The sequence below is a fragment of the Kribbella steppae genome (assembly GCF_004342025.1).
In the GTDB taxonomy this organism is placed as follows: Bacteria; Actinomycetota; Actinomycetes; order Propionibacteriales; family Kribbellaceae; genus Kribbella; species Kribbella steppae.
This window is the reverse complement of sequence record NZ_SLWN01000026.1, coordinates 1-24,759: the sequence shown is the minus strand read 5'-3', so window position 1 is coordinate 24,759 and position 24,759 is coordinate 1. Positions and strand designations below refer to the sequence as shown.

At 67.9% G+C, this 24,759-nt stretch carries 22 protein-coding genes and 1 pseudogene; 11 read left to right on the top strand and 12 right to left on the bottom strand.

The annotated features are described in order from the left end of the window. Nucleotides 1-63: 63 nt before the first annotated feature. Nucleotides 64-978, top strand: coding sequence for an endo-beta-N-acetylglucosaminidase H (locus EV652_RS42515; RefSeq protein ID WP_132216798.1), 915 nt, complete (start codon nucleotides 64-66; stop codon nucleotides 976-978). On the opposite strand, the gene EV652_RS42510 is transcribed toward EV652_RS42515, so the two are convergent. Then, the gene (locus EV652_RS42510; protein ID WP_242002339.1) at nucleotides 975-1,517 is read right to left on the bottom strand and encodes a histidine phosphatase family protein; all 543 of its coding nucleotides are present in this window, start codon (nucleotides 1,515-1,517) and stop codon (nucleotides 975-977) included. The two genes, EV652_RS42515 and EV652_RS42510, sit on opposite strands and share 4 nt — an antisense overlap. 90 nt (nucleotides 1,518-1,607) lie before the next feature. Between EV652_RS42510 and EV652_RS42505 the strand changes: the two genes are divergently transcribed. The 6 genes from EV652_RS42505 (at nucleotide 1,608) to EV652_RS42480 (ending at nucleotide 7,994) form a co-directional block, all read left to right on the top strand. Then, nucleotides 1,608-3,467 carry an acyl-CoA dehydrogenase gene (locus tag EV652_RS42505; RefSeq protein ID WP_132216795.1) on the top strand — a complete coding sequence of 620 codons (1,860 nt, stop codon included), beginning with the start codon at nucleotides 1,608-1,610 and terminating at the stop codon, nucleotides 3,465-3,467. Nucleotides 3,468-3,636: 169 nt separating this feature from the next. After that, nucleotides 3,637-4,857, top strand: coding sequence for a hypothetical protein (locus tag EV652_RS42500; RefSeq protein ID WP_132216792.1), 1,221 nt, complete (start codon nucleotides 3,637-3,639; stop codon nucleotides 4,855-4,857). Further along, nucleotides 4,854-5,507, top strand: a complete 654-nt coding sequence (locus tag EV652_RS42495; RefSeq protein WP_132216789.1) for a hypothetical protein — start codon at nucleotides 4,854-4,856, stop codon at nucleotides 5,505-5,507. The genes EV652_RS42500 and EV652_RS42495 overlap by 4 nt, the downstream gene beginning before the upstream one ends. Continuing rightward, nucleotides 5,504-6,748, top strand: a complete 1,245-nt coding sequence (locus EV652_RS42490) for a hypothetical protein (protein ID WP_132216786.1) — start codon at nucleotides 5,504-5,506, stop codon at nucleotides 6,746-6,748. The genes EV652_RS42495 and EV652_RS42490 overlap by 4 nt, the downstream gene beginning before the upstream one ends. 110 nt (nucleotides 6,749-6,858) lie before the next feature. Further along, nucleotides 6,859-7,632 (top strand): DUF4097 family beta strand repeat-containing protein, encoded by a 774-nt coding sequence (locus tag EV652_RS42485; protein WP_242002338.1) that lies wholly within the window; start codon nucleotides 6,859-6,861, stop codon nucleotides 7,630-7,632. Between the two features lie 113 nt (nucleotides 7,633-7,745). Continuing rightward, a complete protein-coding gene (locus EV652_RS42480) occupies nucleotides 7,746-7,994 on the top strand; it encodes a DUF6458 family protein (protein ID WP_132216783.1) in 249 nt (82 codons plus the stop codon). On the opposite strand, the gene EV652_RS42475 is transcribed toward EV652_RS42480, so the two are convergent. From EV652_RS42475 to EV652_RS42450, 6 genes are all read right to left on the bottom strand, one after another. Next, nucleotides 7,984-9,762 carry an NHL domain-containing thioredoxin family protein gene (locus EV652_RS42475; RefSeq protein WP_132216780.1) on the bottom strand — a complete coding sequence of 593 codons (1,779 nt, stop codon included), beginning with the start codon at nucleotides 9,760-9,762 and terminating at the stop codon, nucleotides 7,984-7,986. The genes EV652_RS42480 and EV652_RS42475 overlap by 11 nt on opposite strands. Before the next feature lie 33 nt (nucleotides 9,763-9,795). Next, nucleotides 9,796-11,430: a hypothetical protein gene (locus EV652_RS42470; RefSeq protein ID WP_242002337.1), complete on the bottom strand. Its 1,635-nt coding sequence runs from the start codon at nucleotides 11,428-11,430 to the stop codon at nucleotides 9,796-9,798. Nucleotides 11,431-11,574: 144 nt separating this feature from the next. Further along, nucleotides 11,575-12,474, bottom strand: coding sequence for a carbohydrate ABC transporter permease (locus EV652_RS42465; protein ID WP_132216777.1), 900 nt, complete (start codon nucleotides 12,472-12,474; stop codon nucleotides 11,575-11,577). Then, entirely contained in the window at nucleotides 12,471-13,373 is a 903-nt protein-coding gene (locus tag EV652_RS42460) for a carbohydrate ABC transporter permease (protein WP_132216774.1), read from the bottom strand. Before EV652_RS42460 ends, EV652_RS42465 begins: the two co-directional genes overlap by 4 nt. A gap of 43 nt (nucleotides 13,374-13,416) precedes the next feature. Further along, nucleotides 13,417-14,697 carry an ABC transporter substrate-binding protein gene (locus tag EV652_RS42455; protein ID WP_132216771.1) on the bottom strand — a complete coding sequence of 427 codons (1,281 nt, stop codon included), beginning with the start codon at nucleotides 14,695-14,697 and terminating at the stop codon, nucleotides 13,417-13,419. Between the two features lie 288 nt (nucleotides 14,698-14,985). Beyond that, the gene (locus EV652_RS42450; RefSeq protein WP_132216768.1) at nucleotides 14,986-15,429 is read right to left on the bottom strand and encodes a PNPOx family protein; all 444 of its coding nucleotides are present in this window, start codon (nucleotides 15,427-15,429) and stop codon (nucleotides 14,986-14,988) included. Between the two features lie 60 nt (nucleotides 15,430-15,489). On the opposite strand from EV652_RS42450, the gene EV652_RS42445 reads away from it, so the two are divergent. Beyond that, the gene (locus EV652_RS42445) at nucleotides 15,490-15,954 is read left to right on the top strand and encodes a MarR family winged helix-turn-helix transcriptional regulator (protein WP_158441550.1); all 465 of its coding nucleotides are present in this window, start codon (nucleotides 15,490-15,492) and stop codon (nucleotides 15,952-15,954) included. On the opposite strand, the gene EV652_RS42440 is transcribed toward EV652_RS42445, so the two are convergent. The 3 genes from EV652_RS42440 to paaN are packed head-to-tail and all read right to left on the bottom strand — an operon-like array spanning nucleotide 15,939 to nucleotide 19,531. Continuing rightward, nucleotides 15,939-16,457: a flavin reductase family protein gene (locus EV652_RS42440; protein WP_132216762.1), complete on the bottom strand. Its 519-nt coding sequence runs from the start codon at nucleotides 16,455-16,457 to the stop codon at nucleotides 15,939-15,941. The two genes, EV652_RS42445 and EV652_RS42440, sit on opposite strands and share 16 nt — an antisense overlap. Nucleotides 16,458-16,470: 13 nt before the next feature. Beyond that, complete coding sequence (locus EV652_RS42435; RefSeq protein WP_132216759.1) at nucleotides 16,471-17,859, bottom strand: serine hydrolase domain-containing protein; 1,389 nt, start codon at nucleotides 17,857-17,859, stop codon at nucleotides 16,471-16,473. After that, on the bottom strand, nucleotides 17,852-19,531 hold the full coding sequence (gene paaN, locus EV652_RS42430) for a phenylacetic acid degradation protein PaaN (protein WP_132216756.1): 1,680 nt from the start codon (nucleotides 19,529-19,531) through the stop codon (nucleotides 17,852-17,854). Before paaN ends, EV652_RS42435 begins: the two co-directional genes overlap by 8 nt. 98 nt (nucleotides 19,532-19,629) lie before the next feature. Between paaN and paaI the strand changes: the two genes are divergently transcribed. Genes paaI through paaK form a run of 3 tightly spaced genes read left to right on the top strand, consistent with a single transcriptional unit; the run spans nucleotide 19,630 to nucleotide 22,565 of the window. After that, a complete protein-coding gene (paaI, locus tag EV652_RS42425; RefSeq protein ID WP_132216753.1) occupies nucleotides 19,630-20,061 on the top strand; it encodes a hydroxyphenylacetyl-CoA thioesterase PaaI in 432 nt (143 codons plus the stop codon). After that, nucleotides 20,058-21,260 (top strand): 3-oxoadipyl-CoA thiolase, encoded by a 1,203-nt coding sequence (gene pcaF, locus EV652_RS42420; protein WP_132216750.1) that lies wholly within the window; start codon nucleotides 20,058-20,060, stop codon nucleotides 21,258-21,260. The genes paaI and pcaF overlap by 4 nt, the downstream gene beginning before the upstream one ends. A 9-nt stretch (nucleotides 21,261-21,269) precedes the next feature. After that, complete coding sequence (gene paaK, locus EV652_RS42415) at nucleotides 21,270-22,565, top strand: phenylacetate--CoA ligase PaaK (protein ID WP_132216747.1); 1,296 nt, start codon at nucleotides 21,270-21,272, stop codon at nucleotides 22,563-22,565. 296 nt (nucleotides 22,566-22,861) lie between these two features. On the opposite strand, the gene EV652_RS42410 is transcribed toward paaK, so the two are convergent. Both EV652_RS42410 and EV652_RS44380 read right to left on the bottom strand, forming a co-directional pair. Further along, complete coding sequence (locus EV652_RS42410) at nucleotides 22,862-23,293, bottom strand: peptidoglycan-binding domain-containing protein (RefSeq protein WP_132216744.1); 432 nt, start codon at nucleotides 23,291-23,293, stop codon at nucleotides 22,862-22,864. Nucleotides 23,294-24,339: 1,046 nt separating this feature from the next. Next, nucleotides 24,340-24,759 (bottom strand): annotated as a pseudogene (locus tag EV652_RS44380) (DUF222 domain-containing protein); the annotation flags it as partial.

Sequence of the window (24,759 nt, the reverse complement as noted above, 5' to 3'; positions counted from 1 at the left end):
AGGGCTGCTATACCGGTTTAGTTCCGGTGTGTTTGCCCCGCCCAGCAGACCTGGAGTTGATCGATGAGCCCTGAACCCATTCGCAGAAGAACCCTGCTGTCGGCCATCACGGCGACGACCGTGGTGGCCGGCACCGGTGCCGCGCTGCCCGCCACAGCAGCCGCGAAACGCCGCCCGCGCGCGAAGATCGGACCGATCTCGGTGGTCTACGTCGAGGTCAACAACGAGAGCATGACGAACGCGGCCAAGTACACGCTGGCCAATGGCGGCGCGCAGGTGTTCGACATCGCGGTCATCTTCGCGGCCAACATCAACTACGACGGCACGAACGCCTACCTGCACTTCAACGAGAACGTCCAGAACGTGCTCGACAACGTGGCCACCGAGGTCCGGCCGCTGCAGCAGAAGGGCATCAAGGTCCTGCTGTCGATCCTCGGCAACCACCAGGGCGCCGGTTTCGCGAACTTCCCGTCCCAGCAGGCCGCCGACGCGTTCGCCCAGCAGTTGGCCGACGCAGTGACGACGTACGGACTCGACGGCATCGACTTCGACGACGAGTACGCCGAGTACGGCAACAACGGCACCGGCCAGCCGAACGACAGTTCGTTCGTCTACCTCGTCTCGGCGCTGCGCGAGAAGCTGCCGAACAAGCTCATCACGCTGTACGACATCGGCCCGGCCTCGGATCGCCTGACCTACAACGGTGTGAGCATCGCGAACACCTTCGACTACGCCTGGAACCCGTACTACGGCACCTGGGCCGTACCGAGCGGCCCGAGCGACAAGGCCCGCCTCTCGCCGGCCGCCGTGTCGTACACCGCGACCAGTTCGTCCACCGCCGCGACCCTCGCCCAGCGCACGGTCACCGAGGGGTACGGCGTCTTCCTCACCTACAACCTGACCGCGGCGGACACGGCCACCTACATCTCCGCCTTCACCAACAAGCTGTACGGCAGCGTCGCCGTCTACACCCCCTAGACCTCGTACACCCAGCCTGGTCGCCACTCGAACGGGGCGGCGACCAGGTCCTCGAGGGACGCGCGGCTGTCCAGGAGGTGGTCGAGGGACCAGCGGTTCGCGGAGTGCGCGACCACGAGCACCACTTTGCCGTTGTGCCAGCGCTTGAGGTCCTCGAGGAACGAGCGGGTCAGTTCCATCACCTCCCAGTAGCTCTGCCCGCCGGGGAACGGTGTGTGCACCCGTTGCGGCCGCGGCTCGAGAGCTTCCCGGGGCGCCCCGTTCAGTGAGCCGTAGTTGCACTCCCGCAGGCGCCAGTCCTGGAAGTGCGGCACCGTCAGGCCGGCGGCCTCGACGGTCTGCACCGCTCGACGCAGGTCGGAGCTGAACACGAGGTCGACCTCCCCTCGCCGCGCACCCAGCTCCGCCGCCTGCCGACGCCCAGCCTCGGAGAGTTCGCCGGGCAGCCACCCGGTCGCGATTCCCTGCTCGTTGTCGAGCGTGGTCGAGTGCGTTTCGTAGATCAGCTTGACCGTCACCCGGACAGTCTCCTGGATCACGTCACGGACAACTCCCTTTGTCTTCGTTACCCGTGGGTATATACTCAAGTTACTCGTGAGTACGACGCTGCGAAGAGGTAGGGGAACCCTGTGAGCCACTACAAGTCGAATCTGCGGGACATCGAGTTCAACCTGCTCGAGGTCCTGGGCCGGGACGAGGTGCTCGGGCAGGGCCCGTACGCCGACATGGACGTCGACACCGCCCGTGAGGTCCTGGCCGAGATCGACCGCCTGGCCAAGCACGAGCTGGCCGAGTCGTTCGCCGAGGCCGACCGCAACCCGCCGGTCTTCGACGCCGAGGCCCACGAGGTGCGGATGCCGGAGGCGTTCAAGAAGAGCTACCACGCCTACATGGACGCCGAGTGGTTCAAGCTCGAGCTGCCGGCCGAGCTCGGCGGTCAGCCGACGCCGCCGTCGCTGCGCTGGGCCGCCGCCGAGCTGGTGCTGGGCGCCAACCCGCCGGTGCACATGTACGCCGCCGGCCCCAACTTCGCGCACGTGCTCTGGCGCAACGGCACCGAGCGGGACCAGAAGATCGCGCACCACGTCATCGAGCGCGGCTGGGGCGCCACCATGGTGCTGACCGAGCCGGACGCCGGTTCCGACGTGGGCGCCGGCCGGACCAAGGCCACACTGCAGGAGGACGGCAGCTGGCACATCGAGGGCGTCAAGCGGTTCATCACCTCGGGCGAGCACGACATGACCGAGAACATCGTCCACCTGGTGCTGGCCCGGCCGCAGGGCATCGAGGGTGTCGGCGGTCCCGGTACGAAGGGCCTGAGCCTGTTCGTCGTACCGAAGTACGACTTCGATCTGGAGACCGGCGAGCTGACCGGTGAGCGCAACGGCGCCTTCGTCACGAACGTCGAGAAGAAGATGGGCATCAAGGTGTCCACCACCTGCGAGATCACCTTCGGCGACGGGACGCCGGCCAAGGGCTGGCTGCTCGGCGAGGTGCACGACGGGATCGCGCAGATGTTCCAGGTGATCGAGTACGCGCGGATGATGGTCGGGACGAAGGCGATCGCGACCCTGTCCACCGGCTACCTGAACGCGCTCGAGTACGCCAAGGAGCGGGTCCAGGGTGCAGACCTGACCCAGCCGGCCAAGGACGCGCCGCGCGTCACGATCACCCACCACCCCGACGTCCGCCGGTCGCTGCTGACTCAGAAGGCGTACGCCGAGGCGCTGCGGGCGCTGGTCCTGTTCACCGCGACGTACCAGGACCGGGCCGAGCAGGCGCGGTACGCCGGTGAGCACGACGTACTGGCCGAGGGTGTGAACGACCTGCTGCTCCCGCTGGTCAAGGGCTACGGCTCGGAGAAGTCGTGGACGCTGCTCGGCACCGAGTCGCTGCAGACCTTCGGCGGCTCCGGCTTCCTGCAGGACTACCCGATCGAGCAGTACGTCCGGGACGCCAAGATCGACACCCTGTACGAGGGCACCACCGCGATCCAGGGCCAGGACCTGTTCTTCCGCAAGATCATCAAGGACCAGGGCAAGGCGCTGGGCCATCTGGCCGAGCAGATCCAGGGCTTCGTCGCCTCCGAGGCGGGCAACGGCCGGCTGAAGGAGGAGCGGGGGCTGCTGGCGAAGGGCCTCGAGGACACCCAGAAGATCCTGGCGGTCATGGGCCAGGCGCTGATGGCGAGCAACCCGCAGGCGGAGAACGGCGACCCGCGCAACATCTACAAGGTCGGCCTGAACACCTCTCGGCTGCTGTTCGTGCTGGGTGACGTGGTCTGCTCCTGGCTGATGCTGCGGCAGGCCGAGGTCGCGCTCAACAAGCTCGGCGGCGAGCTGTCCCCGGCCGAGCAGGACTTCTACACCGGCAAGGTCGCCGCGGCCCAGTGGTTCGTCCGGTCCACGATGCCGTCGGTCCGGGCCGAGCGGGTCAAGGCCGAGCTCACCGACCTGGACGTGATGGACCTGCCGGAGTCCGCGTTCTGATTCCCGACTCCTCCGGCTCGACATAAGAGGGGCAGATGATCTGCCCCACGATCTGCCCTGGTGAGGAACCACCGCCCTGGAGGAACGTTTCTGCCCGTGGCAACCACAAGACCCTGGCTCGGCTTCCCCTGTCCGAGCCAGGGCCTTGCCATCTCGTACGCTGTGCGCGATGTTTGCCCGCCTGCTCCGCCTCGCCGCTCCGCTTGCCGTCCTGGCGCTCCTCCCGGTCCTCCCCGCGCGGGCGGCGACGCCGGAGCTCCCGGACCGGATCGCTGCTGCCTGGCGGACCGACAAGATCTACGTCGACGAGCGCCTGCGGCCGATCCCTGACCTGGATCGGATCCGCACCGAGGCCGGCACCGTCGACTTCGCCGTGTACGTCGCGCTGGTGCCGCGGACGCCGTACACGCGGGAGAAGCTGAGCGATCTGATCACGCTGTTGCAGGCTCGGGTCGGGCAGCCGGGGCTGTACGTGGTGGCCGTGGTCTCCGACGAGTACTGGACCGGGATGGCGGAGCTGTACCGGCCGGGCGGGCTGAAGGGCCGGGATCTCACCAGCGTCCAGAGCGACGACGAGCGGCGCAGAGACATCGTCGACGACCGGCCGGAGCCACAGATCGTGCGAACGATCCAGCAGGCTGCGACGGCGTACGACGGTCGTCCGCTGCCCGCGATCCCGGCCGCCGATCTGGAGCCGGAGGACGAACCGAGGGGTCCGTCGGTCACGGATCTGGAAGACCGGTCCGTGTTCATCGGCATGGCGATCGGCGCGTTGGCCGGTTTCGCGCTGACGCTCTGGCTTTCACTGCGGCGACGGAGTGGAGGTTCCCGGCGGGCGGAAGTACCTGCGGGTGAGCTTCCGATCCCGGAGTCGGACATGCGGGGTCGCGCGGACGAGTGGATCGAGCGGGCGCAGTCGGCTTTGGACCGCTTGGAAAAGCGGCGTGGGAAGTCGGTGGAGCTCCTCGATCGGCGGGACGACGCCAACCGCCGGCTGGACGCGGCCCGCAAGCTTCGGGACGGCCAGCCGGACGACCTGCTGGCATTGACGGGCGCCTTCGTCCTTGCCCGTCAGGCCGAGGGTGGCGCGAGTCGGGCAGAGGTTCTGCGACCGTGCTTCTTCGACCCGACCCACCGGTCCGGGACGACGCCGGTGACCTGGGCGGACGACATCCAGGTGCCCGCCTGCCGGCAGTGTGCGCGGACCCTCGGCAAGGGCACGACGCCGTACGGGCTGCAGGTGTGGAAGCGGTCCGGCCTGATCGGTCGCGAGCATGTCGCCTACTGGACCCTCGATCCCGAGGACAGCGTGATGGTGGAGACCGGATTCGGCGCGCTCTCCGACGACCTGCCTGACCGGGTGGCGCGACTCCAGGACGGTGTCCGATGAGGCGGGTCCTGCTGTTGCTCCTAGCAACCATCTGCTTCGTGCCTGGGACGGCGTTGGCCGCGGTTCCGTCGGATCCACGGGTGACCGCCGCGACCGCGGCCTGGGCGACGCAGCCGTTGTACGTCGACCCGGACTACACGTCGCTGGTCGACGCGACCCAGTCCGCCGAGCTGTTGCGCGAGATCGAGGCCGCGCCGGTCCCGGTGTTCGTCGCCGTCGTACCGGCCGGGGAGTGGTTCCAGGAGGAGGGCGACACGGCGCTGCTGGCCGGCTGGCTCGCTGCGGCCCACGAAACGCCCGGCCTGTACGTCGTGATGGACGGCAACACGACGTACGGCGTGGAGCACGAGATCGCAGCCTGGGCGCCGTCCAGCTCGTATGCGAAGGCGAGGCAGTCGATGTCCGGCCAGCTCAGCGACTACCTCGAGGACCTCAAGGTGGACGATCGGTACGACCCCAAACCGGCGCGGACCGAGCCTACCCAGCCGTATCCGGAATCGCCGTCCGAACCCGAGCGGTTCACCGTCGGCAAGGCGATCGGCAACGGTGTCGGCGGGGGCGTCCTCGGACTGCTCGGCGGCGCCCTGCTCGCCGGAATCGTGCTCGGAGTCGCGGGAGCGGTCGGACGACGACGTGGAGGAACGCAGTGAAAGCCCGGTTCGCCCTGACGGCCCTGTTGACGCTGCTGGTGTCGCTGACCGCCGTACCCGCTCAGGCGCAGACTCCGGCCGAGCGCGCCCGGGAGATCGCGACAGCGCTGGCCAAGGATCCGTTGTACGTCGATCCGTCGTACAAGTCGGCCTTGCCGGAGAACCTGCGGGCCGATGTCCGGGCCAAGGCGACGGCACTCGGGTACCCGGTCTACTCGATCGTGCTGCCGCTGGCGCCGAGCGACGCGTTCCAGGGCAAGGAGCGGAACGTGCTCACCCTGGTCATCGATGCCCTCGGCAAGCCCGGCCTGTACGTCGTGGTCGACGGCGGCGGGCAGTTCCCCTGGTACGAGGCACACGGCCTACCGCAACTGGCCGAGGACAAACTGCGCGCGGTCCGGGCGCGGGCGCTCGACGACACCGGGTACGACGCCGGGCCGACCGAGGTGCTGGCCCGGATGTACGAACTGCTGGCGGCGCCTGGGCTGCCCGCGACCAGACCCACCACGTCCCGGCCGGCCAGGTCTTCCTCCTCCGATGAATCAGAAGAGGACGAGTCCTCGGCAGGAACGATCGCGCTGATGATCGGGCTGGGGATCGCCGCGCTGGTGGGGCTCGGGTTGGTGATCGGTCTGCGTCGGCCTGGCTCGCGACACCAGGACCGGCCGCGGCGGGAGAAGCCGTTCAGCATCCCGCCACATGTGGCCGCGAGCGTTGCGGCCGAGCGACGCCGTCGCCTGACCCATGAGACGAGTGCGGAGCTGACCACGCTCGGCTCGGAGTTGGCCGCGTTGCCTGATGCCAAGGGTGAGGCCCTGAGACATCAACAGGCCGCACTCGACGCACATCACGCCGCCGGCAAGGTGCTCGACGCGTCGGAGGACCTGGTCGACGTGGTCGGCGCGATGGTGCTGCTGGACAAGGCGCGGCGCGAGTACGACGCTGCCGTCGCGGTGGCGGCTGATCGCAAGCTGCCCGTCGTACCGAGGTTGTGTGCCTTCAATCCCTTGCACGGAAGGTCTTCCGGGCGACCGACGCAGGTGAAGGCCGACGGGGCGACGGTGACGCTGCCGTTGTGTGCCGAGTGCCGGCAGGCGCTCAAGCGCGGCAAGGCGCCGGCGTCGCTGCCGGGCGACGACGGCCCCTACTGGCACGGCGACGATCTCTGGGCCCGGACCTTCTTCGGCACCCTCGACGACGATCTCGCCGCCGCGGTGTCCCGGGGCGACCACCGGTCCTGACTCAGGCGTCTCTGGGGTGGGGTTCAGGGGCGCCTCGGGGGTTCTGCCGGATCCTGCGCTACCGCTGCCCGGCCTACTGTCGAGCGACAAGGTGGGCCGAGAAGGGGCGGATGATGGCGGAGAGCAAGCAGCTCGGGGCAATTCTTCTGGTGGTGGGGGCGGGGCTGGCGTTCTGGCAGTTCGGGGACCGCGACGCCACCGACGACCACGAGATCACCGAGAAGATCACCACGGTCCAGCTGGCCGCCAAGAGTGCCGACGTCACCATCCAGGTCTCCGGCGACGACAAGACCACGGTCCAGGAGAAGCGCACGTTCTGGCTGTGGAAGAAGGGCGACGCCTACTCGGTCGACGACGGTGTGCTGAAGCTCGACGGCGACTGCGGCTGGCAGTGCAGTGCCGACTTCGTGGTCACCGTTCCGCGCGGAACCAAGGTGACCGGCGAGAACGGCAGCGGCGACATCTCGATCGCCGGGGTCAGTGGAGTCGACGCGTCGTCGCGGTCCGGAACGATCGAGATCAGTGACGTCACCGGCGACGTGAAGGTCGACCTCACCTCGGGCGACGTGGTCGTCAAGGACCTGACCGGGAAGCTCGACGTGACGGCGACCTCGGGCGACATCGAGGCCTCCGGGCTGAAGGGCGGAGCGGTCAACGTCGAGACCACCTCCGGCGACCTCGAACTCGAGTTGGCCGAGGCGAACGACGTACGGGCCAAAGGCACCAGCAGCGATATCGAGGTGACGGCGCCGGCCGGCAGCTGGAACGTCAGCACCGAGACCCGCAGCGGCGACGTCGACAACCGGCTCGGCGACGACCCGAACGGCACCCACACCATCAATGCCACCACGACCAGCGGAGACGTCGAGCTGCAGGCGCGCTAGCACCCGGGTTTACCACTGGGTACACATGGCGTAACAGACAGGCGCTGTTGATGGATAACGTCGCCCAAGCGGAGTAGCGTCGAACCGTCAGGCGACTTCACGAGGAGGCTCGGATGAGCATCGGTGTGGGCATCTTTCTGATGGTCGTGGGGGCCATCCTGGCGTTCGCGATCCGGGACTCGTGGGAGGCCGTCGACCTGACCGTCGTCGGCTACATCCTGATCCTCGCCGGACTGGCCGGGATCGTGCTCTCCTTCTACATCACCAACCGGCGCCGTCGGGTCGAGACCGATGCGATCGACCCGGCGATCGAAGAGGAGTACCGGGTGGTCGAGGAGCACAACCGCGACATCAAGGAGTAGACGCTCCGGACAGCACCAACTCGAGCCGCGTGGCGCCTTCCGGCGTCACGCGGATTGGTACGCCCCAGTCCTGCCGGTGCATGTGGCACGCAGGGAACTCGACTTCGTCGGAGTCATCACACGAAGCAGCCTGTACGGCGACGTGCAGCACGCCGTCTCCGACCCGTTCGTCGATCACCAGCTTCCGGCTGAGATCCGTCGAGTCGCCCGCACCGTCGCGCAGCAGTGACTCGGGCGTCGACGACACCAGCAGCCGCGTCGACGGGCCGTAGCGATCGTCCAGCTTCTGTCCCGGCGGAGGCGTGAACACGACCTCGAGCGTGATCTCGCCGGCCGCGATGTCCATCGGCGGCCGCTGCGTCCTGGTACTGAACTCGTCCGCGGTCGCCGACTCGCCCAGCGGGATGCGGGTCAGCCGGTGGGCGGCCGACTCGACCACCAGCAGTTCGTTGCCTACGACAACAGCACCGCTGGGTTCGGCGAGTCCGGTCGCCATCGTGTCGACCACGTCGGTGCTCGGGTCGTAGCGTCGTACGGCGCCGTTGTAGGTGTCGGCAATTGCCATCGAACCGTCGGGGAGGACCGTCACACCGAGCGGGTGCTGCAGCAAGGCCTCGCTCGCCTTGCCGTCCCGCAGGCCGAAGTCGAACAGGCCGGTGCCTACAGCGGTGTGCACCTCGGTGTCGATCCAGCGCAGCGCGGAGATCTCGGAGTCGGCCAGCCAGAGACGATCCCCGTCGACCGCCAGGCCACTGGTCTGTGCGAACCAGGCCTCCTTCAGCGCGCCGTCCTTCAGACCTTCGTTCGTGGTGCCTGCGGCAACTTCCGTGGTCCGGGTGAACGGGTCGTACGTCCACAGTTGATGGACGCCGGCCATCGCGATCCAGACCTTGTCCTGCCACCAGGCGACATCCCAGGGCGAGCTCAGGACGTCGGTGCCGTCACCGTCCATCCATTGCTTGCCGGTGCCGACCAAGGTGGTGACCTGGCCGCTCTCCAGGTTGATCCCGCGCAGGGCGTGGTTCACCGTGTCGGCGACGACGACGTCGTACCCGAGCTTGGTTGCGACATCTGCGGGAAGGACGGTGAGGCCGTTCGGCTCGGAGAAGGCAGCCTGGTCCCCGTCGGTGAATCCACGGGTGCCGGTGCCGAAGCGTCGTACCACGGTGGTCGCGTCCTCGGCGAGCTGGACGATGCTGTGGTTCCCGGCGTCGGCGACCAGGAACCCGTTGTCGAGAGCAACCACCTTCGCCGGGAAGCGGAGGTCGCTTGGCGCCGGCTCCGGCGCGACGTACGGCGACTTGCCACGCGTCAACGTGCCGGCCTGCTCGTGCTCGGCGATCAGCTCCGCCAGCTGAGCATCCAGCGCGTGCGCGTGCCCTTCACCCGAGTACTGCGCGACGATGTAGCCGTTCGGGTCCACCAGCACGAGCGTCGGCCAGGCCCGCGCGGTGTAGTTCTGCCAGGTCACCAGTTCGGGGTCATCCAGCACCGGATGCCCCACCTCGTACCGCTCCACCGCAGCCCGAACCGCCGCCTCTTCCCCCTCATGCGCGAACTTCGGCGAATGCACCCCCACAATCACCAGCGCATCCCCGTACTTCTCCTCCAACGGCCGCAACTCGTCCAGCACATGCAGGCAGTTGATGCAGCAGAAGGTCCAGAAATCGAGGAGTAGGAACCGTCCCCGGAAGTCCGAGAGCGACAACTCCCGCCCACCCGTGTTCAACCACCCACGACCCCTGAGCTCCGGCGCACGCACATGCATACCCCCATTCTCCGCCGCCCCACAACTGCGCAGTCAGCGGGGGAGGATGAGGGTGTCGGTGAGGAGTTTGGCGGTTTTGCGGAGGGTGGCCGGGGAGGAGGAGAGGTCGGCGGCCAGGGCGTAGGGGGTCAGGGGTTCGCCGGGGCCGACCAGGCGGTGACGGTGGGCGAGGAGCCAGACAATGGCTCGGGGCCAGGTGGAGAGGCGGGCTTTGGCGAGGAGGTCGGGGGCGTCACGGACCAGGCGTTCGGCGATGTCGAAGGCGTCGGGGGCGTACGTCGTACCGAGGGTCTCGCCGGCCATCAGCCAGGCGTGCGGGGCCAGGACCGACAACGTCGCCGCTTGCGACTTGTCCAGGCCCTGGAGGTCCGGTTGTGGCGGTGAGCCCAGGCCGGACAAGGCTCGGTAGGCGTCCTCGAGGTCGTTGGTGGTGTCGTCGAGGAAGACGCGTTCACCCGGTTTGGAGCCGATCGGGTCGATCATCGCCGCGGCCTCGAGCGCCGGGGTCCACACGTCCACCGCATCGACCGCTTCGTCGATCGCGTCCAGCGCCAGCGCGGTCCGCTCCCCCGCGAACTCCAGCCACGCCTTGACCACCAGGGGTACGGCCTCGAAGTAGGTGCTGTCAGCAAGGACCTTCCGCGGCAGCCAGTGCGCGAGGAACAGCTCCACCAGTACGGCGCTCACCCGCAACGGACCGCCGACGGTGTGGTCCACCGCGTGGTCGATCCACAACCGGACGATGTCGGCCGCGTCGTCGGGCAGGCCCACGGCGTACTGCGACTCGAGGAACTCGTCGACCAGCTGCTCACGCTGCTTCGGTGACAGCAATGGCCGGATCGGTGGGCGAATGGGGCGCTCGGGCAACTGGGTCAGCCGGTTCACCAGCAGCCCGGAGAAGAACTCGAAGTCCTCGGTCACCGGTGGATCGTCGAAGTCGTTGGTCTCGCCGAGCGCCTGCAGGATGATGCCGGCCGCGGTCGGCGGCCGGACCGTCCGGATGGTCACCCGGCCACCGCGCTGATACGCCTCCAGCACCCGGTCCACCGGTGGGCCGACGAACACGTCCTTGACGATCGCGCCGAGGTTGTTGTCGATGAAGACGACCACGGTGTGCGGATGCTGCTCGTCGTCGTAGTCCAGGACGACGCTCAGCCCGTCACCGGTGATGTCCTCCGACACGATCGCGCTGGTCAGCCGGAACCCGGCGATCCGGGTCACCCACTCGGGCACCTCGGCCTCGGTCCGCAACCGGGACAGATGGGCGCGCTGCAGCGGCAACCGCCCGGCCGGACCGACCGTGCGGGCCAGACTCGTCAACAGAACAAAGGATTGCGGGTCACGGCGCTCGCCCAGCACCCGGGCGGCGTCGGCCCAGAAGAACCGCTCCACCTCGCCGATCTCGTCCGGCCGCCCGGCCGGCCACAGCTGGTCGGCGAGCATCGCGGCGGACCGCGCGACCGAGGCCTCCGCGATCACCGGATGCAGGGCCCGGGGAGCGGCGGCGAGGTCGAGGGACAGCGTTTCCAGCAGGGTTTCCAGCACGGCGACACTCGGCGTGGTGTCGACGTCGACACCCGCCGTGGTCCGGTGGGTCGGGCCCGGCGTGGAGCCGACCAGCCGCAAGTGGCTTGGTCGTCCGTCCCGGCCTCGTGGTGACTTGGTCACGTCCGCGACATTACCGTCCAGCCCCAGTCCGCCGCAGGCCCCTGCGCGCGTCCTGTGGATAAGTACATCGACACGCCGTCACCACCCGACTGCGGCCCGTGCATCGAGTAGCACGGGCCGCAGACGACGTACATCAGTGCTTGATCAGCCCTTCAGGGCGCCTGCCATCAGGCCGCCGATGAACCAGCGGCCGAGCAGGATGTACACCAGCAGGGTCGGGAACGAGGCGATCAGCGCACCCGCCATGCTGGCCGCGTAGTCGACCTTCTGCCCGCCTGCCAGCGCCGCCAGGCCCAGCGTGACCGGGCCGTTCTGCTGCTGGGTGAGGAACAGCGCGAACAGGAAGTCGTTCCAGACCGAGGTGAACTGCCAGATCAGCGTCACCACGAACCCGGAGATCGAGATCGGCAGGATGATCCGCGCGTAGGTCTGGATCAGCCCGGCACCGTCGACCCGGGCCGACTCGATGATCTCGTTCGGCACGATGGTGGCGTAGTAGTTCCGGAAGATCAGCGTGCAGATCGGGATGCCGTAGATGACGTGGGCGATGATGAGTGTCGGTACGCCGCGGGTCACGTCCAGCTCGGTGAACGTCGTCCGCAGCGGCAGCATCACCGCCTGGTAGGGGATGAACATCCCGAACAGGATGAACGCGAACACCAGGTTCGCGCCCGGGAACCGCCAGCGGGCCAGCACGAACCCGTTCGCGGAACCGATCATCGACGAGATGATCGCGGCCGGGATCGCCAGCGAGAGCGACCGGACCATGTACGGCTGCAGCGTGTCCCACGCCTTGCGCCACGGCTCCAGCGTCCACGTCTCCGGCAGCGACCACTGCGCGGCGGCGGTGGTGTCACTGGACGTTTTGAAGCTGCCGATCACCACGACGTACACCGGGGTCAGGACGAACAGCAGGAAGAGCAGCAGCAGGAGGTAGCGGATCGTCCGGCTTCGCCGGGTCGAACCGTCGGCGATCGCGCTCCGCCGCGGCTTCTGGCGAATCGCCGCGGCGGCCTGTCCGGTCGCGGCCTCTGCGGCGGTCATTTTTCACTCTCCTGCCGGATGGTGTACGCGACATACGGGATGACGAGGACAGCGACAACAGCCAGTAGGACGATGGCGATCGCGGCCGCCTTGGCCATGTCACCGCGGAGCAAGGTGTTCCACATGTAGATCGAGGGCACCTCGGTCCGGAACTGGTTCGGCCCGGTGATCGCGTAGATCAGGTCGAACAGCTTCAGCGACATGTGGCCGAGGATGATCAGGGCCGACAGCGCGATCGGCGACAGCTGCGGGAACAGCACGTGCCGGTACAGCTTGAACTCACTCGCGCCGTCGACCCGGGCCGCCTCCCGTAGCTCTGGCGGGATGCCCCGGAACCCGGCCAGGAACAGCGCCATGATGTAGCCGGACAGCTGCCAGACCGCGGGGAGCGCGATGGCCATCATGGTCGTCCATCTACTGCCCGCGGTCCACCAGGGATTCTCCAGGAAATTGAGCTGGAGGATCGAGAACAGCCGGTTCAGGCCGCGCGCGTCGTCGCCCTGGGACGGGTTCAGCAACCAGCCCCAGACCACTCCGGAAGCGATCATCGAGATCGCCATCGGGAACAGGAAGATCGACCGGAACACGCCCTCGCCGGTGACCCCCTTCTCCAGCAGCAACGCCCAGATCACGCCGAAGATCAGCGTGCCCACGATGAACGCCACCGTGAGCACGCCGAGGTTCTTCAGGGAGTTGATGAACCGGTCCTCGCTGAACAGGTTCGCGTAGTTCTCGAACCCGACATAGTCGACCGGGCCGCCCCTGCGGGCCGTGTGCCGGTCGGTCAGCGAGGTGTTGAACGTCCATGCGATCAGCACGTAGACGAAATACCCGAGCAGCAGCACCGTCGGCAGCAGCACCAGGGCGCCCGGGCCCCAGGTGCGGATTCTTCCGTGCATGCTCAGTCCTCCGACCCGACGTCGGTCCGCAACTCGTTCGGCATCAGCTCGACTTCATCGCAGTGCCGAGTGCGGCCTGCAGTTTGGCGACGTCCTGGCTACCGCTGAACTGGCTGATCGCGGACAGGATGTCGTTGTTCTGGCCGAGCGTGCAGGCGGCGCCGTGCGCGCAGGACGGAACGATCTTGTCCTTCTTCCAGTCGGCCATCGCCGACTGCTGGTACTTCGGGTAGTCCGCCGGGACCGCGTCCGAGCGGGCCGGGATCGAGCCCTTCTTGGTGTTGAACGCCTTCTGGCCCTCGGCCGAGCCGGTGACCTTCAGCCAGCACTTCGCACCCTCCGGGTCCTGCCCGTTGGTCGGCAGCGTGAAGGAGTCCGCCAGGTACTGGAAGTTGCCCGCCGTACCCGGAGCCGGCCAGTAGGTGTAGGCCGTGTCCGGAATCTTGTCGGACAGCTGCTGCGCGGCGACCCAGTCACCCATCAGCGTGTAGCCGGCCTGGCCCTTGTTGACGTACTGCAGCGCGTCCGGCCAGTCGATCGCCTCGCGGTCGGCGTTGGTGTAGGACAGCAGCGTCTTGTACTTGTTCAGCGCGGCGGTCACGTTCGCGCCGGCCCAGTCCGTCTTGCCGTTCCACAGGCCGGTGAAGTCGTCCGCCCCCAGTTCGGCCAGCAGCACGGCCTCGACCAGCATCTCCTGGGCGAAGCCCTTGGAGATGGCCAGCGGCGCCTTCACGCCGGCCGCCTTCAGCTTCTCCAGGTCCGCGATCCACGCGTCCACGTTGGCCGGCGCGGTGGCGCCGTCGAGGTTCGCCTTCTTCAGTACGGTCGGGTTGGCCCAGACCACGTTCGCGCGGTGCACGTTGGCCGGGATCGAGTAGATCTTGCCGTCGACGGTCAGGTTGTCGATCAGGCTCTGCGGGAAGGCCTTGTCGAGACCGAACTCCTGGTAGAGACCGCTGACGTCGTCGACCTGACCAGCGTTGATGTAGTCGCCCAACTCGGCGCCGGCGTGCGCCTGGAACGTCGACGGCGGCTTGCCCGCGGCGAGGTCGTTCGCCAGCACCTGCTTGGCGTTCGACCCGGCACCACCGGCGACCGCGGAGTTGACGAACTTGTAGTCCTTGCACTCGGTGTTGAACACCGAGACCAGCCCGTCCAGACCGGCCTTCTCACCACCGTCGGCCCACCAGGTGAAGACGGTGACGTCCTTGCTGGCCGCCGAGTCCCCACCCCCGCCGCCGTCGTCGCTGTTTCCGCAGGCACTGACCGCGAGAAGACCCGCCGCACCCAGCACCGCGACAGTCTTGCTCAGACCACCACGCATGATTTCACTCTCCGATCACCTCATGGAAGCCGCCTGTGACAACGATGCCCCCTTGACGGGCCAACTCTGGGCACGCGGCGCACCGGGTGTCAACGATCCGCGCAAGCGCGTTGCGCAGCCGTGACCCCAGCGGGCCGTGCGTGTGAGAGCGCGCACATTCAGCGCCCGATCGGGCACCTCGCGCAATGTGCTTGCGCGTTTGTGACCGTGTTAAGCGGCGTCCCACGCAGCGTCACCGCGTTCGGCAATGATCTCCGTGGCACCGAATTCCTGCGCAAGCTTCTTCCACTACGGAACCACGCGGAAAACAACGCACCGCGGTGCGATGGCTTCGAACTCGTCCGGCGAACCACTGGTGACCACGCCGACCCGGATGAAAAACGACACCCCGCCAGGCACCTCAGTCGGGAACGCACGCAGCACCGCCGCCTTCTCAGCCGCGTCGGCCACCTCCTCCAATCGGACCGGCGTGGACTTCCGGCCCGCTGCGAGCAGGCCCCGACCAGCAGCCTGAGCGTTGAGCACCCAGTCCGAGCTCGGCAGCGGACTCAGGATGTACCGCTTGCCGTCGACAGTCAGCGGTGAGACAGGCGTCGTACGCATCGCACCGCTGACGCGGCCGGGAACCGACAGGACGTGGATGGTCCCGAGCGGGACGCCGGTGCGGGACAGGAGCTTGACCAGTCGATTCACCGGCTTCAGCCAGCCCGGCAGCGGTGTGGTGACAGCCATCGGAAGCCTCCAAATTATTTCGAGCATCGAAAGATTTCTGTCGATGGTAGATTATTTCGAGTGTCGAAACAAACGCTGATCGCGGAGATCACCGAGGCCGTGGTGCGGTTCCAGAACGCGACCGACCGGGTGGACGCGGCGGCGGCCGGCGTACTGGGCGTGAACCGGACCGACCTGCTCTGCATCGGTCTGCTACTGCGCAACGGCGGCATGACCGCCGGCCGGCTCGCGGTCGAGGCAGGCCTGAGCCCGGCCGCGACGACGGCCGCGATCGAGCGGCTCGAGAACTTCGGGTACGCCGCTCGCACCAAGGACGAGGCCGACCGACGCCGGGTGCTGGTGACCGCGACCCCGCTGGCGGAGGAACGCGTCGAGAAGGTCTATGGCCCGGTCAGGCCGGCGGGCACTGCTGTGCTGTCCCGCTACACCCGGACGGAGTTGGAGACGATCCACCGCTTCCTGGTCCAGGGTGAAGAGCTCCAGGACCACCAGGCGGAACGGATTCGGGATCAGAGGGTGAAGTAGCGGCCGCGTCGGTGAACCAGGGTGGGGGTCTCGTCGGGCGTCAGCTCGACGTGAACGATCTCCAGCTGGACCTGGAGCGCCCAGCCGGCCTCCGGCGGATCGGTGGAGACGAGCGTGCAGCCGGCCCAGGCGCTGACACCGACCGGCGCCGGACCCCAGGCAGTGTCGGTCCAGTCGATCATCCGGAACGGGCCGCCGGGGGCCGGTGCGACGTAGCCGAATGCGTCGGCGAGCTGCTGGTGACCCTCGCCGAGCAGGGACACCACCGCGGTCCTTGCCTGACGCAACGTCTCCCAGAGGTCCGAGTCCGGATCGATCAGGCCGATCACCGATCCCGGCTCACCGTCGGCCACCAGCATCGACGACACCGTGAGGCCCGCCCGCTTCCCGTCGTACACGGTGGTCCACAACCCGACCGGTGACGGCAGTCGCCCACGCAGCCGCCGTACCGGACTCCGCTCGGACTCGGGCGGCAAGAACGGGTGATCGCCGTGGATCGTCATACCCGCACGGTACTTACTCCGCGGTCAGCCGGGACGGCAGGGTGAAGCGGTCGATCGGGTCGGTCAGGAGGCCGGTGGCATTGCGGACCGTGTCGGGCCGACCGTCCGCGTCGAAGGTGAAGTGGTACCTCTGCCCGTAGGCACCGGTGCCGGAGTCCTCGGTCACCAGGAGCGTGTCTCCGTCGGCTTCGAGCGCGGTCGGCCTGTCGGCCGGATCGCCCTGGGCAGGGTCGAGCGCGTAGAGCCGGCCGCCGAGCTGGACGATGTCGCTGACGCCCCAGAGGTTGGCGTAGCGGCCGGTGAAGCGGCTCAGGTCGGCCACGGTGCCGGGGCGATCCTTCGACTGGGCCAGATCGAGCAGCTTGAAGAATCCCTCGGCCAACTGCTGCGCGGGGCCGTCGATCGCGTTCGTCAACACGCTGACCGCGATGCCGGCGGACCCGTCGACCAGGGACCTGGTGATGTGCCCCGGATAGCCACCCCCATGCCCGAACAGGCGCCGTTCGCCGATCTTCGCGATCTGCACGCCCAGCCCGTAGCGCGGCCAGTCGTCGCCGGCCGCGGTCTGCCAGAGCGGGTGCTGCATCTCACGCTTGGACTTGTCCGTCAGCAGCCGGTCGTCGCCGGGCAGGTGAGCAGAGAAGTAGGTCGCCAGGTCACGAGCATTGCCGAAGAACCCGGTCGCCGCGGCGAGTGCCCGGGTGTCGACGTGATCGATCGGGATCCGCTCGGCGGCGTACGACAGGGCGCTGTACCCGGCGGCGTACTCACTGCTGCGCGCCGGATCCAGCTCCGGACCGAGCCCGGACAGCCCGAGCTTGTCCACGATCGCGGTCTGGACATAGGAGTTGTACGACGTCCCGGCCGCCGCCTCGACCACGAGGCCGAGCAGCCCGTAGCCGATGTTCGAGTACTTGAAGCGGTCGTTCTCCGGCAGTACGGCGGACGACTCGTCCCGCAGTACCTCCAGCAACTCATCCCGGTCCGGGAAGGCCTTCGCGAGCTGCCACCAGTCCGCGTCCAGACTGTCCCGGGTGATGCCGCCGGCGTGCGCCAGCAGGTCCCGCACGGTCCGCTCCCCCAGCGGCGTACCGACGATCTCGGTGACGTGCTGCCCCGCCTTGTCGTCCAGCCGGAGCCGGCCTTGTTCGACCAACTGGAACACGGCTGTCGCGGTGAACGTCTTCGAATGCGACGCGATCCGGAACAGGTGCTGCTCGGTCAGCGGTACGGCGTTCTCGACGTCCGCCAGCCCGTACGCCGCGGAGAAGGCGATCCCGTCCGCGGCGAACACGGCGGCCTGAACCCCGGGCACACGTTGATAGCGCTGGTTGAACGCCAGCCAGCTGTCGTAGTAGGTGAGAACTTCGCGTAAGTGATCCGGATCCAGAGCGTCAGACATGACGCCTAGATTGAATGACGCGGAAGCGACTCGCAACGTAAGCGCCGTCGGTGTATGTCGCGTTGGCGGCCGGATTCGCGCCGGTGCCGTGGAAATCGCTGAAAGCAGCCGATTGATTCACGAACACCTGACCGGTCAGGTTCTCCGACAGCGCGACACCCGCATCGAGGGCCGCGTCCCGGGCCTGCTCCAGGGTCTTCGGGTCGGTGGAGTAGATCCCGGCCGTCATCGCGCCGCCCTCGGTGACCGTGGTCCGGAACAGGTCGATCGACTCCGCGGTGTCGGCGGTCTTGACCAGGAAGGACACCGGCCCGAAGCACTCACGCCCGTACACCTCCTCGTCCTTCGCGTCGATCGCGACCAGCAGCGGCGTCCGCACCAGCGCGTCCGGGAAGGCCGGGTGCTGGATCGCCCGGGACTCCAGCACGACGTCGCCGTACTCCGGGGCGAGCTCGAGCCGGCTGATCACGGCCTGGTTCACGATGCCACCGAGGATCTCGACCGCGCGGGCGTCGTCGCCGAGCAACTTGCCCATCGCGCCGGCGATCCCCGCGCCGACCTCCTCGAAGGACTTGTGGCCCTCGTCGGTCTCGATCCCGCCGGCCGGGACGAAGAGGTTCTGGGTGGTCGTGCACATCTGGCCGGAGTACAGCGACAGCGTGAACGCGAGGTTCCCGCACAGTGCCTTGAACGCGTCGGTCGAGTCGACGATGACGGCGTTCACCCCGGCCTTCTCGGTGAACACGGTCGCCTGGGTCGCGTTCTGCTCCAGCCACTCGCCGAACTCGCTGCCGCCGGTGAAGTCGATCAACTTCACCTCGGGCCGGGTCGCCAGCGGCTTCGCCAGGCCGTCACCGGCCCGCTCGGCGGCCAGGGTCACCAGGTTCGGGTCGAAGCCGGCCTCGGCGAGCACCTCGCGGCACACCTCGACGGTGATGGCGAGCGGCAGGACAGCGAGCGGGTGCGGCTTCACCACCACGGCGTTCCCCGTGACGAGTGACGCGAACAGGCCGGGCCAGGAGTTCCAGGTCGGGAAGGTGTTGCAGCCGATCACCAGCGCGACCCCGCGGCCGGTGACGGTGAACGTCTTCTCCATCCGGATCGGGTTGCCCTTGGCCGGCTTTTCCCAGGTCGCCGCGGCCGGGTAGCGGTTCATCTCCTCGTACGCATACGCGACCGCCTCCAGCGCCCGGTCCAGCGCATGCGCGCCACCGGCCTGGAACGCCATCACGAACGCTTGACCGCTGGTGTGCTGGACCGCGTTCGCCAGCTCGAAGACCCGCTTGTGCAACCGGGCCAGGATCTCCAGCGTGACTCCGGTCCGAGCGTCGATCCCGGCCTTGCGCCAGTCGGCCATGCCGCTGCGGGCCGCCTCGAGCAGCTCGTCCAGCCCGTCCTCGACCGTGCGCGGGTAGGCGATGTCCAGCGGGATCCCGAACGGCGAGTGCTCAGTGATCACCGTGCCGCGTGAACCCGGGGTCTCGAGCGGGAACGTCGTACCGAGGTAGCGCTCGAAGGCGGCCTTGCCGTCGGCTGCCGCGGTCTCGCCGTACACCCTCGGACTGGGCGACTCCGGGAAGGCGGAGTGGTAGCCGCGGCCACGGATCGCCTTCGAAGCGTCGTCAAGACGCTCGCGGTGGGTGGCGAGCAAGTCGGTGCCGGTCGTGGTCATGGGGTGTGCTCCAAGCCTCGGGGTCTCGCAGGTGATGTTACAGTCGATGGCGCGACCGGGGATAGAGTGTCACAAGGTCCTTCTTGATTGGGCAAAGTATGGGTGACGACCTGGCGGCCCGGGTGGCCGCCGCGATGTGGGCGGAGGACACCGCCAGCGCCGGCCTGGGTATGCGGCTGGTCGAGGTCGACGAGGGCCGGGCCCGGGTCGAGATGCCGGTGCGCGAGGACATGGTGAACGGGCACGGTATCGCGCATGGTGGTTTCGTGTTCAGTCTGGCTGACTCCGCGTTCGCGTTCGCGTGCAACTCCCGTAACCGGGTCACCGTCGCGCAGACCTGCGACATCGTCTTCGTCGCCCCGGCCAAGCGCGGTGACGTGCTCGTCGCGGAGGCGCGGGAGCGGACGTCGTACGGCCGGAACGCGATCTACGACGTGACGGTCCGGCGCGGTGACGAGGTGATCGCCGAGTTCCGCGGCCGCAGCCGCCAGTTGTCCGGCACGATCATTCCTTCGGAGGACGAGTCATGACGCGCGAAGCCTTTCTGGTGGATGGAGTTCGTACACCGATCGGCCGGTACGGCGGTGCGCTCGCCGCGGTACGCCCCGACGACCTGGCCGCGCATGCCGTCTCGTCACTGCTGGCCCGGCACTCGTTTGATTTCGGGTTGATCGATGACGTGATTCTGGGTTGCGCGAACCAGGCCGGCGAGGACAACCGGAACGTGGCCCGGATGGCGGTGCTGCTGGCCGGACTGCCGGCCGAGGTCCCGGGTACGACGATCAACCGGCTGTGCGGATCGGGATTGGACGCGGTCGCCTCCGCCGCCCGCTCGATCATCGCCGGGGACAACGAGATCGTCGTCGCCGGCGGGGTCGAGTCGATGTCGCGGGCCCCCTTTGTGATGCCCAAGGCAACGACCGCCTTCTCGCGGCAGGCCGAGATCTACGACACCACGATCGGGTGGCGGTTCGTGAATCCGGTGCTGCAGAAGCAGTACGGGATCGACTCGATGCCGGAGACGGCCGAGAACGTCGCCGCCGACTTCGGCATCAGCCGTGAGCACCAGGACCTGTTCGCGCTGCGCAGCCAGCAGCGCGCGGCCAAGGCTCAGGCGAACGGTCGGCTGGCCGAGGAGATCGTGCCCGTGGAGGTTCCGGGCAAGCGAGGTGCCGTGACGGTCGTCGACACCGACGAGCACCCGCGGGAGACCTCGCTGGAGGCGCTCGCCGGCCTGAAGACACCGTTCCGCACCCCTGGAACCGTCACCGCGGGCAACGCGTCCGGTGTCAATGACGGCGCGGCCGCACTGCTGGTGATGAGCGGTGCAGCGGTCGAGCGACTCGGCGTCACGCCGCTGGCCCGGATCGTGGGTACGGCGGCCGCCGGTGTGCCACCGCGGATCATGGGGATCGGCCCGGCACCGGCTACCCGCAAGCTTCTCGACCGCACCGGCGTCGCGCTGGCCGACGTCGGCGTGATCGAGCTGAACGAGGCGTTCGCCTCACAGTCTCTGGCAGTACTGCGTGAACTCGGCCTCCCCGACGACGCCGAACACGTGAACCCGAACGGCGGCGCCATCGCCCTCGGCCACCCCCTGGGGATGTCCGGCGCCCGCCTCGCTCTCACCGCCGCCCTGGAGCTTCGCCACCGCGACGCCGGGTATGCGCTGGCCACCATGTGCATCGGAGTGGGTCAGGGCATCGCGACCCTGCTCGCCCGTCCGTAGGAGAGGCCCATGCTCGGTGATCCGTGTCCCGAGGAGCTGCGTGACGCCGGTGAACGGCTGTCCGTCGACGAGCTCCGGTCCCGTCAGTTGTCGTTGCTGCAGTCAACGATCAGGGCGGCGTACGAGAACGTCCCGCACTATCGCGCGGCCCTGGACGGTGTGGGTTTCGCGCCCGGAGACTTTCAGGAACTGTCGGATCTGAGCCGCCTACCGTTCACGGCGAAGCAGGACCTGCGGGAGAACTATCCGTTCGGGATGTTCGCCGTACCGCGGTCGGAAGTCGTGCGGGTGCACGCGTCCTCGGGTACGACGGGACGACCGACGGTGGTCGGGTACACGCGCCGGGACCTCGACAACTGGGCCGATCTGATGGCCCGATCGATCCGGGCAGCCGGCGGCCGTGCGGGCGATGTCTGTCATGTTGCCTACGGCTACGGGTTGTTCACCGGTGGGCTGGGCGCGCACTACGGCGCCGAGCGGCTCGGGTGCACCGTCGTACCCGTGTCCGGCGGGATGACCGAGCGGCAGGTCGACCTGATCCGCGACTTCGGCGCCCGGATCATCATGGTCACACCGTCGTACTTCCTCGCCATCGTGGACGAGATGGAGGCGCGCGGGCTGGACCCGCGCGACACCTCACTACGGATCGGCATCTTCGGCGCCGAACCGTGGACCGAGCAGATGCGCGCCGAGGTGGAGCAGCGGACCGGGATGCACGCGGTCGACATCTACGGCCTGTCCGAGGTGATGGGGCCTGGCGTCGCGCAGGAGTGCGTCGAGTCCAAGGACGGACTGCACATCTGGGAGGACCACTTCTACCCGGAGATCATCGACCCGGTCACCGGCGAGGTCCTGCCGGACGGTTCGGTCGGCGAACTGGTCTTCACCACCCTGACCAAGGAAGCCTTTCCGGTACTGCGTTATCGCACCCGGGACCTGACCCGGCTGCTACCAGGCACCGCGCGGCCCGGGATGCGCCGGATGGAGAAGATCACCGGGCGTACCGACGACATGATGATCGTCCGTGGCGTCAACGTCTTCCCGACCCAGATCGAGGAACAGATCCTGCTGGTCGAGGGCCTGACCCCGCACTACCTCTGCGTCCTCACCCGCCCCGGCCGCCTGGACGAACTAACCGTCCAGGTCGAAGCCGCCCCCGACCTCACCGACCGCGCCGCCGCCGCAGCCCGTCTGTCCCGCCGCATCAAAGACAGGGTCGGCGTCACCGCAACCGTCGAGGTCGTCGACCCCCACGGCCTCGAACGCTCCCTAGGCAAAGCCAAGCGCATCAAGGACAACCGCTAGCAGTCCCGCGACCTGGCGGGTCACCTGTTCTGGTGTTCGAGCCACTCCTCCGAACTCACCTGCTTGCCGTCCACAGCTGGCAACAGGTCCCGCCGTGTGGCCTGGTAGTCGATCAGGGACATAGCACTGGCCACCCGTAGTCCAATCGCTTGGCCGCTATCTCGTCTACGTCATCGGCTGCGAGGAACGTGTCGAGGGCTTCAAAGCTCGGCTGGAAACAGCAGGTCGACGTCATGGTGCGGGCCGGGCAGCCTCAGGCCGAGCAACTCCGCAGCCCAACCGCCAAACAGCGATGGCTAGGCGCAGGCGGGGAGGGTGTTGCGGGAGAAGTTGCGCACGCTGGTGGTGGTGTGGTCGTTGTCGTAGTTCCCGATCCAGACCGTGAGCTTCGTGCTGTCGTACGCCCCGGCGGCGATCCGTCCCTGGGCAGCGATCCGGTCATCCGAGATGGCGTCTCCGGAGAAGTGACCGCCCGACACGTAGAACGTCCAGTCGGCGGCTTTGCCGGAGTTGTTCCACACCGAGAAGCGGAAGTCCGTCGAACTCGCCTTGCACATGTACACGGTGACCCCGGACTTCCATCCCAGCGCCTTGCCGTAGGTCCGCAGCTTCCGCCAGGTCTGGGGTCCGACCTTGCCATCGACAGTGAGGCCGGCGTCATCCTGGAACGACCGGACGCGGCTCCGCGACCCCGCGCCATACACGCCGTCCACGCTGAGCCCACCCATTCTTCTGGAGTAGCTTCACGCAGGTACCACGGCTGCCGTAGCTCAGGTAGGTGCTGAAACAGCTCGCAGCCGTCGCGGCCTCCGCGGAGGCAGGGGACGCGGCGATGGGCGGGACCGTCGCTTGGCGCGGGCTGTTGAAGTCCGCGTCAGCTACCGGGGCCATGCCCAACACCAGAGCGCCTGCCAGTGCTGTGGCGACGACGATGCCGCGGGTGCGAGGTCGACGCAGGACGTTCCTCATCTAGTTCCATTCCCTCTTGGACGTCCCGGTTTGGGCCGTACTTCGTTGTCTGCTTCGTTTCGCCGCTCTGGGTGCAGTGCTGATCGACGCGGCCACTCGAGGTGTTCCTACAGAAACCGCACAATAGGATCAGCAGAAACAGCCCGCTGCCCGTACTCCCCCCATACCGAAGAGAACCGCCTCCTCGAGTCCGCAGACTCAGCCAGGCAGGGGTGGTGTATTCAGCACAAGGCCGGACCGTGGCGACCCGTCCGCACCGGTGTCAGGAAGTTCAAGAACGTCTTCTCGCTGCAGATCTGCTCGTACCACAACGAATCCACACTGTTTGCCTCCCAAGCCACATCGGACGTCTGGTAGCTGGCAAACCCACGCCTGCGCGGCGCACGTCGAGAGTCGGTCGGCCGATCCGTGAAAACGCCACGGGCGACCGCGCAGACAGGCCGGGTCTGGCGATCCGGTCGTCTGGGGCGCCTCTGGCGCTCTTGATATGGGTCGTGGTGGCCACACGATCGAGTGGCCGGGGACGGGATGACCGGCGAGCGGACGCCAGGCACGTCGGTCATTGGCAGTTGGGATCGCCTGGACGGGAAGCGTCCGGCTGATAGGACCCGGCGAGGACGGATGGTGGAAAGGACCCATCGATGGCGGCGTCCGGCAGCCCCATGTTGTCGGTGCTGTCCGCGCCGGCGACCTGCGCAGCACCATCAGCCCCTGACTTCGCACCTTGCGTGGACGCTCCTTGGGGCGCATCGGCTAGCTCAGCAAAGGGAGAGGGCTTCGGCGCCTCGCCTGATCGGCGGTTGGATCAGGGTGGGCTGTCGGGGTGTTGGGGGTGGTTTGTTGTTCTGGTGGTGCCGGTGGGGGTGACGTGGAAGGTGAAGCCGTGGGGTGTGGTCCATTCCACGGTCTTGCGGTCGACGCGGCGGACGTTCCAGCCGCGGCCGTGCGTCTTCACCCGGTGGCTGAAGCGGCCCAGGGGTGCGAGATTCGCTGTGCTGGTTTGGCCTGGTGGGCCGAGGGGGTCGTAGGGCTGGATGTGGTCCAGGTCGATGGTGGGACTGGTTTCGCGGTTGCCGTAGGGAAAGAGCTCTACGGGGTGGGCGAGCTTGATGCGTTCGCGGATGCGGTCGGGGATCTCGTAGGCGTCGACGCTGATGGCGTCGTTGAGGTCGATGACGGGCTTGACGGTGTAGGGACCGTGGCCGACGAGCTCGGTCAGTTGGTC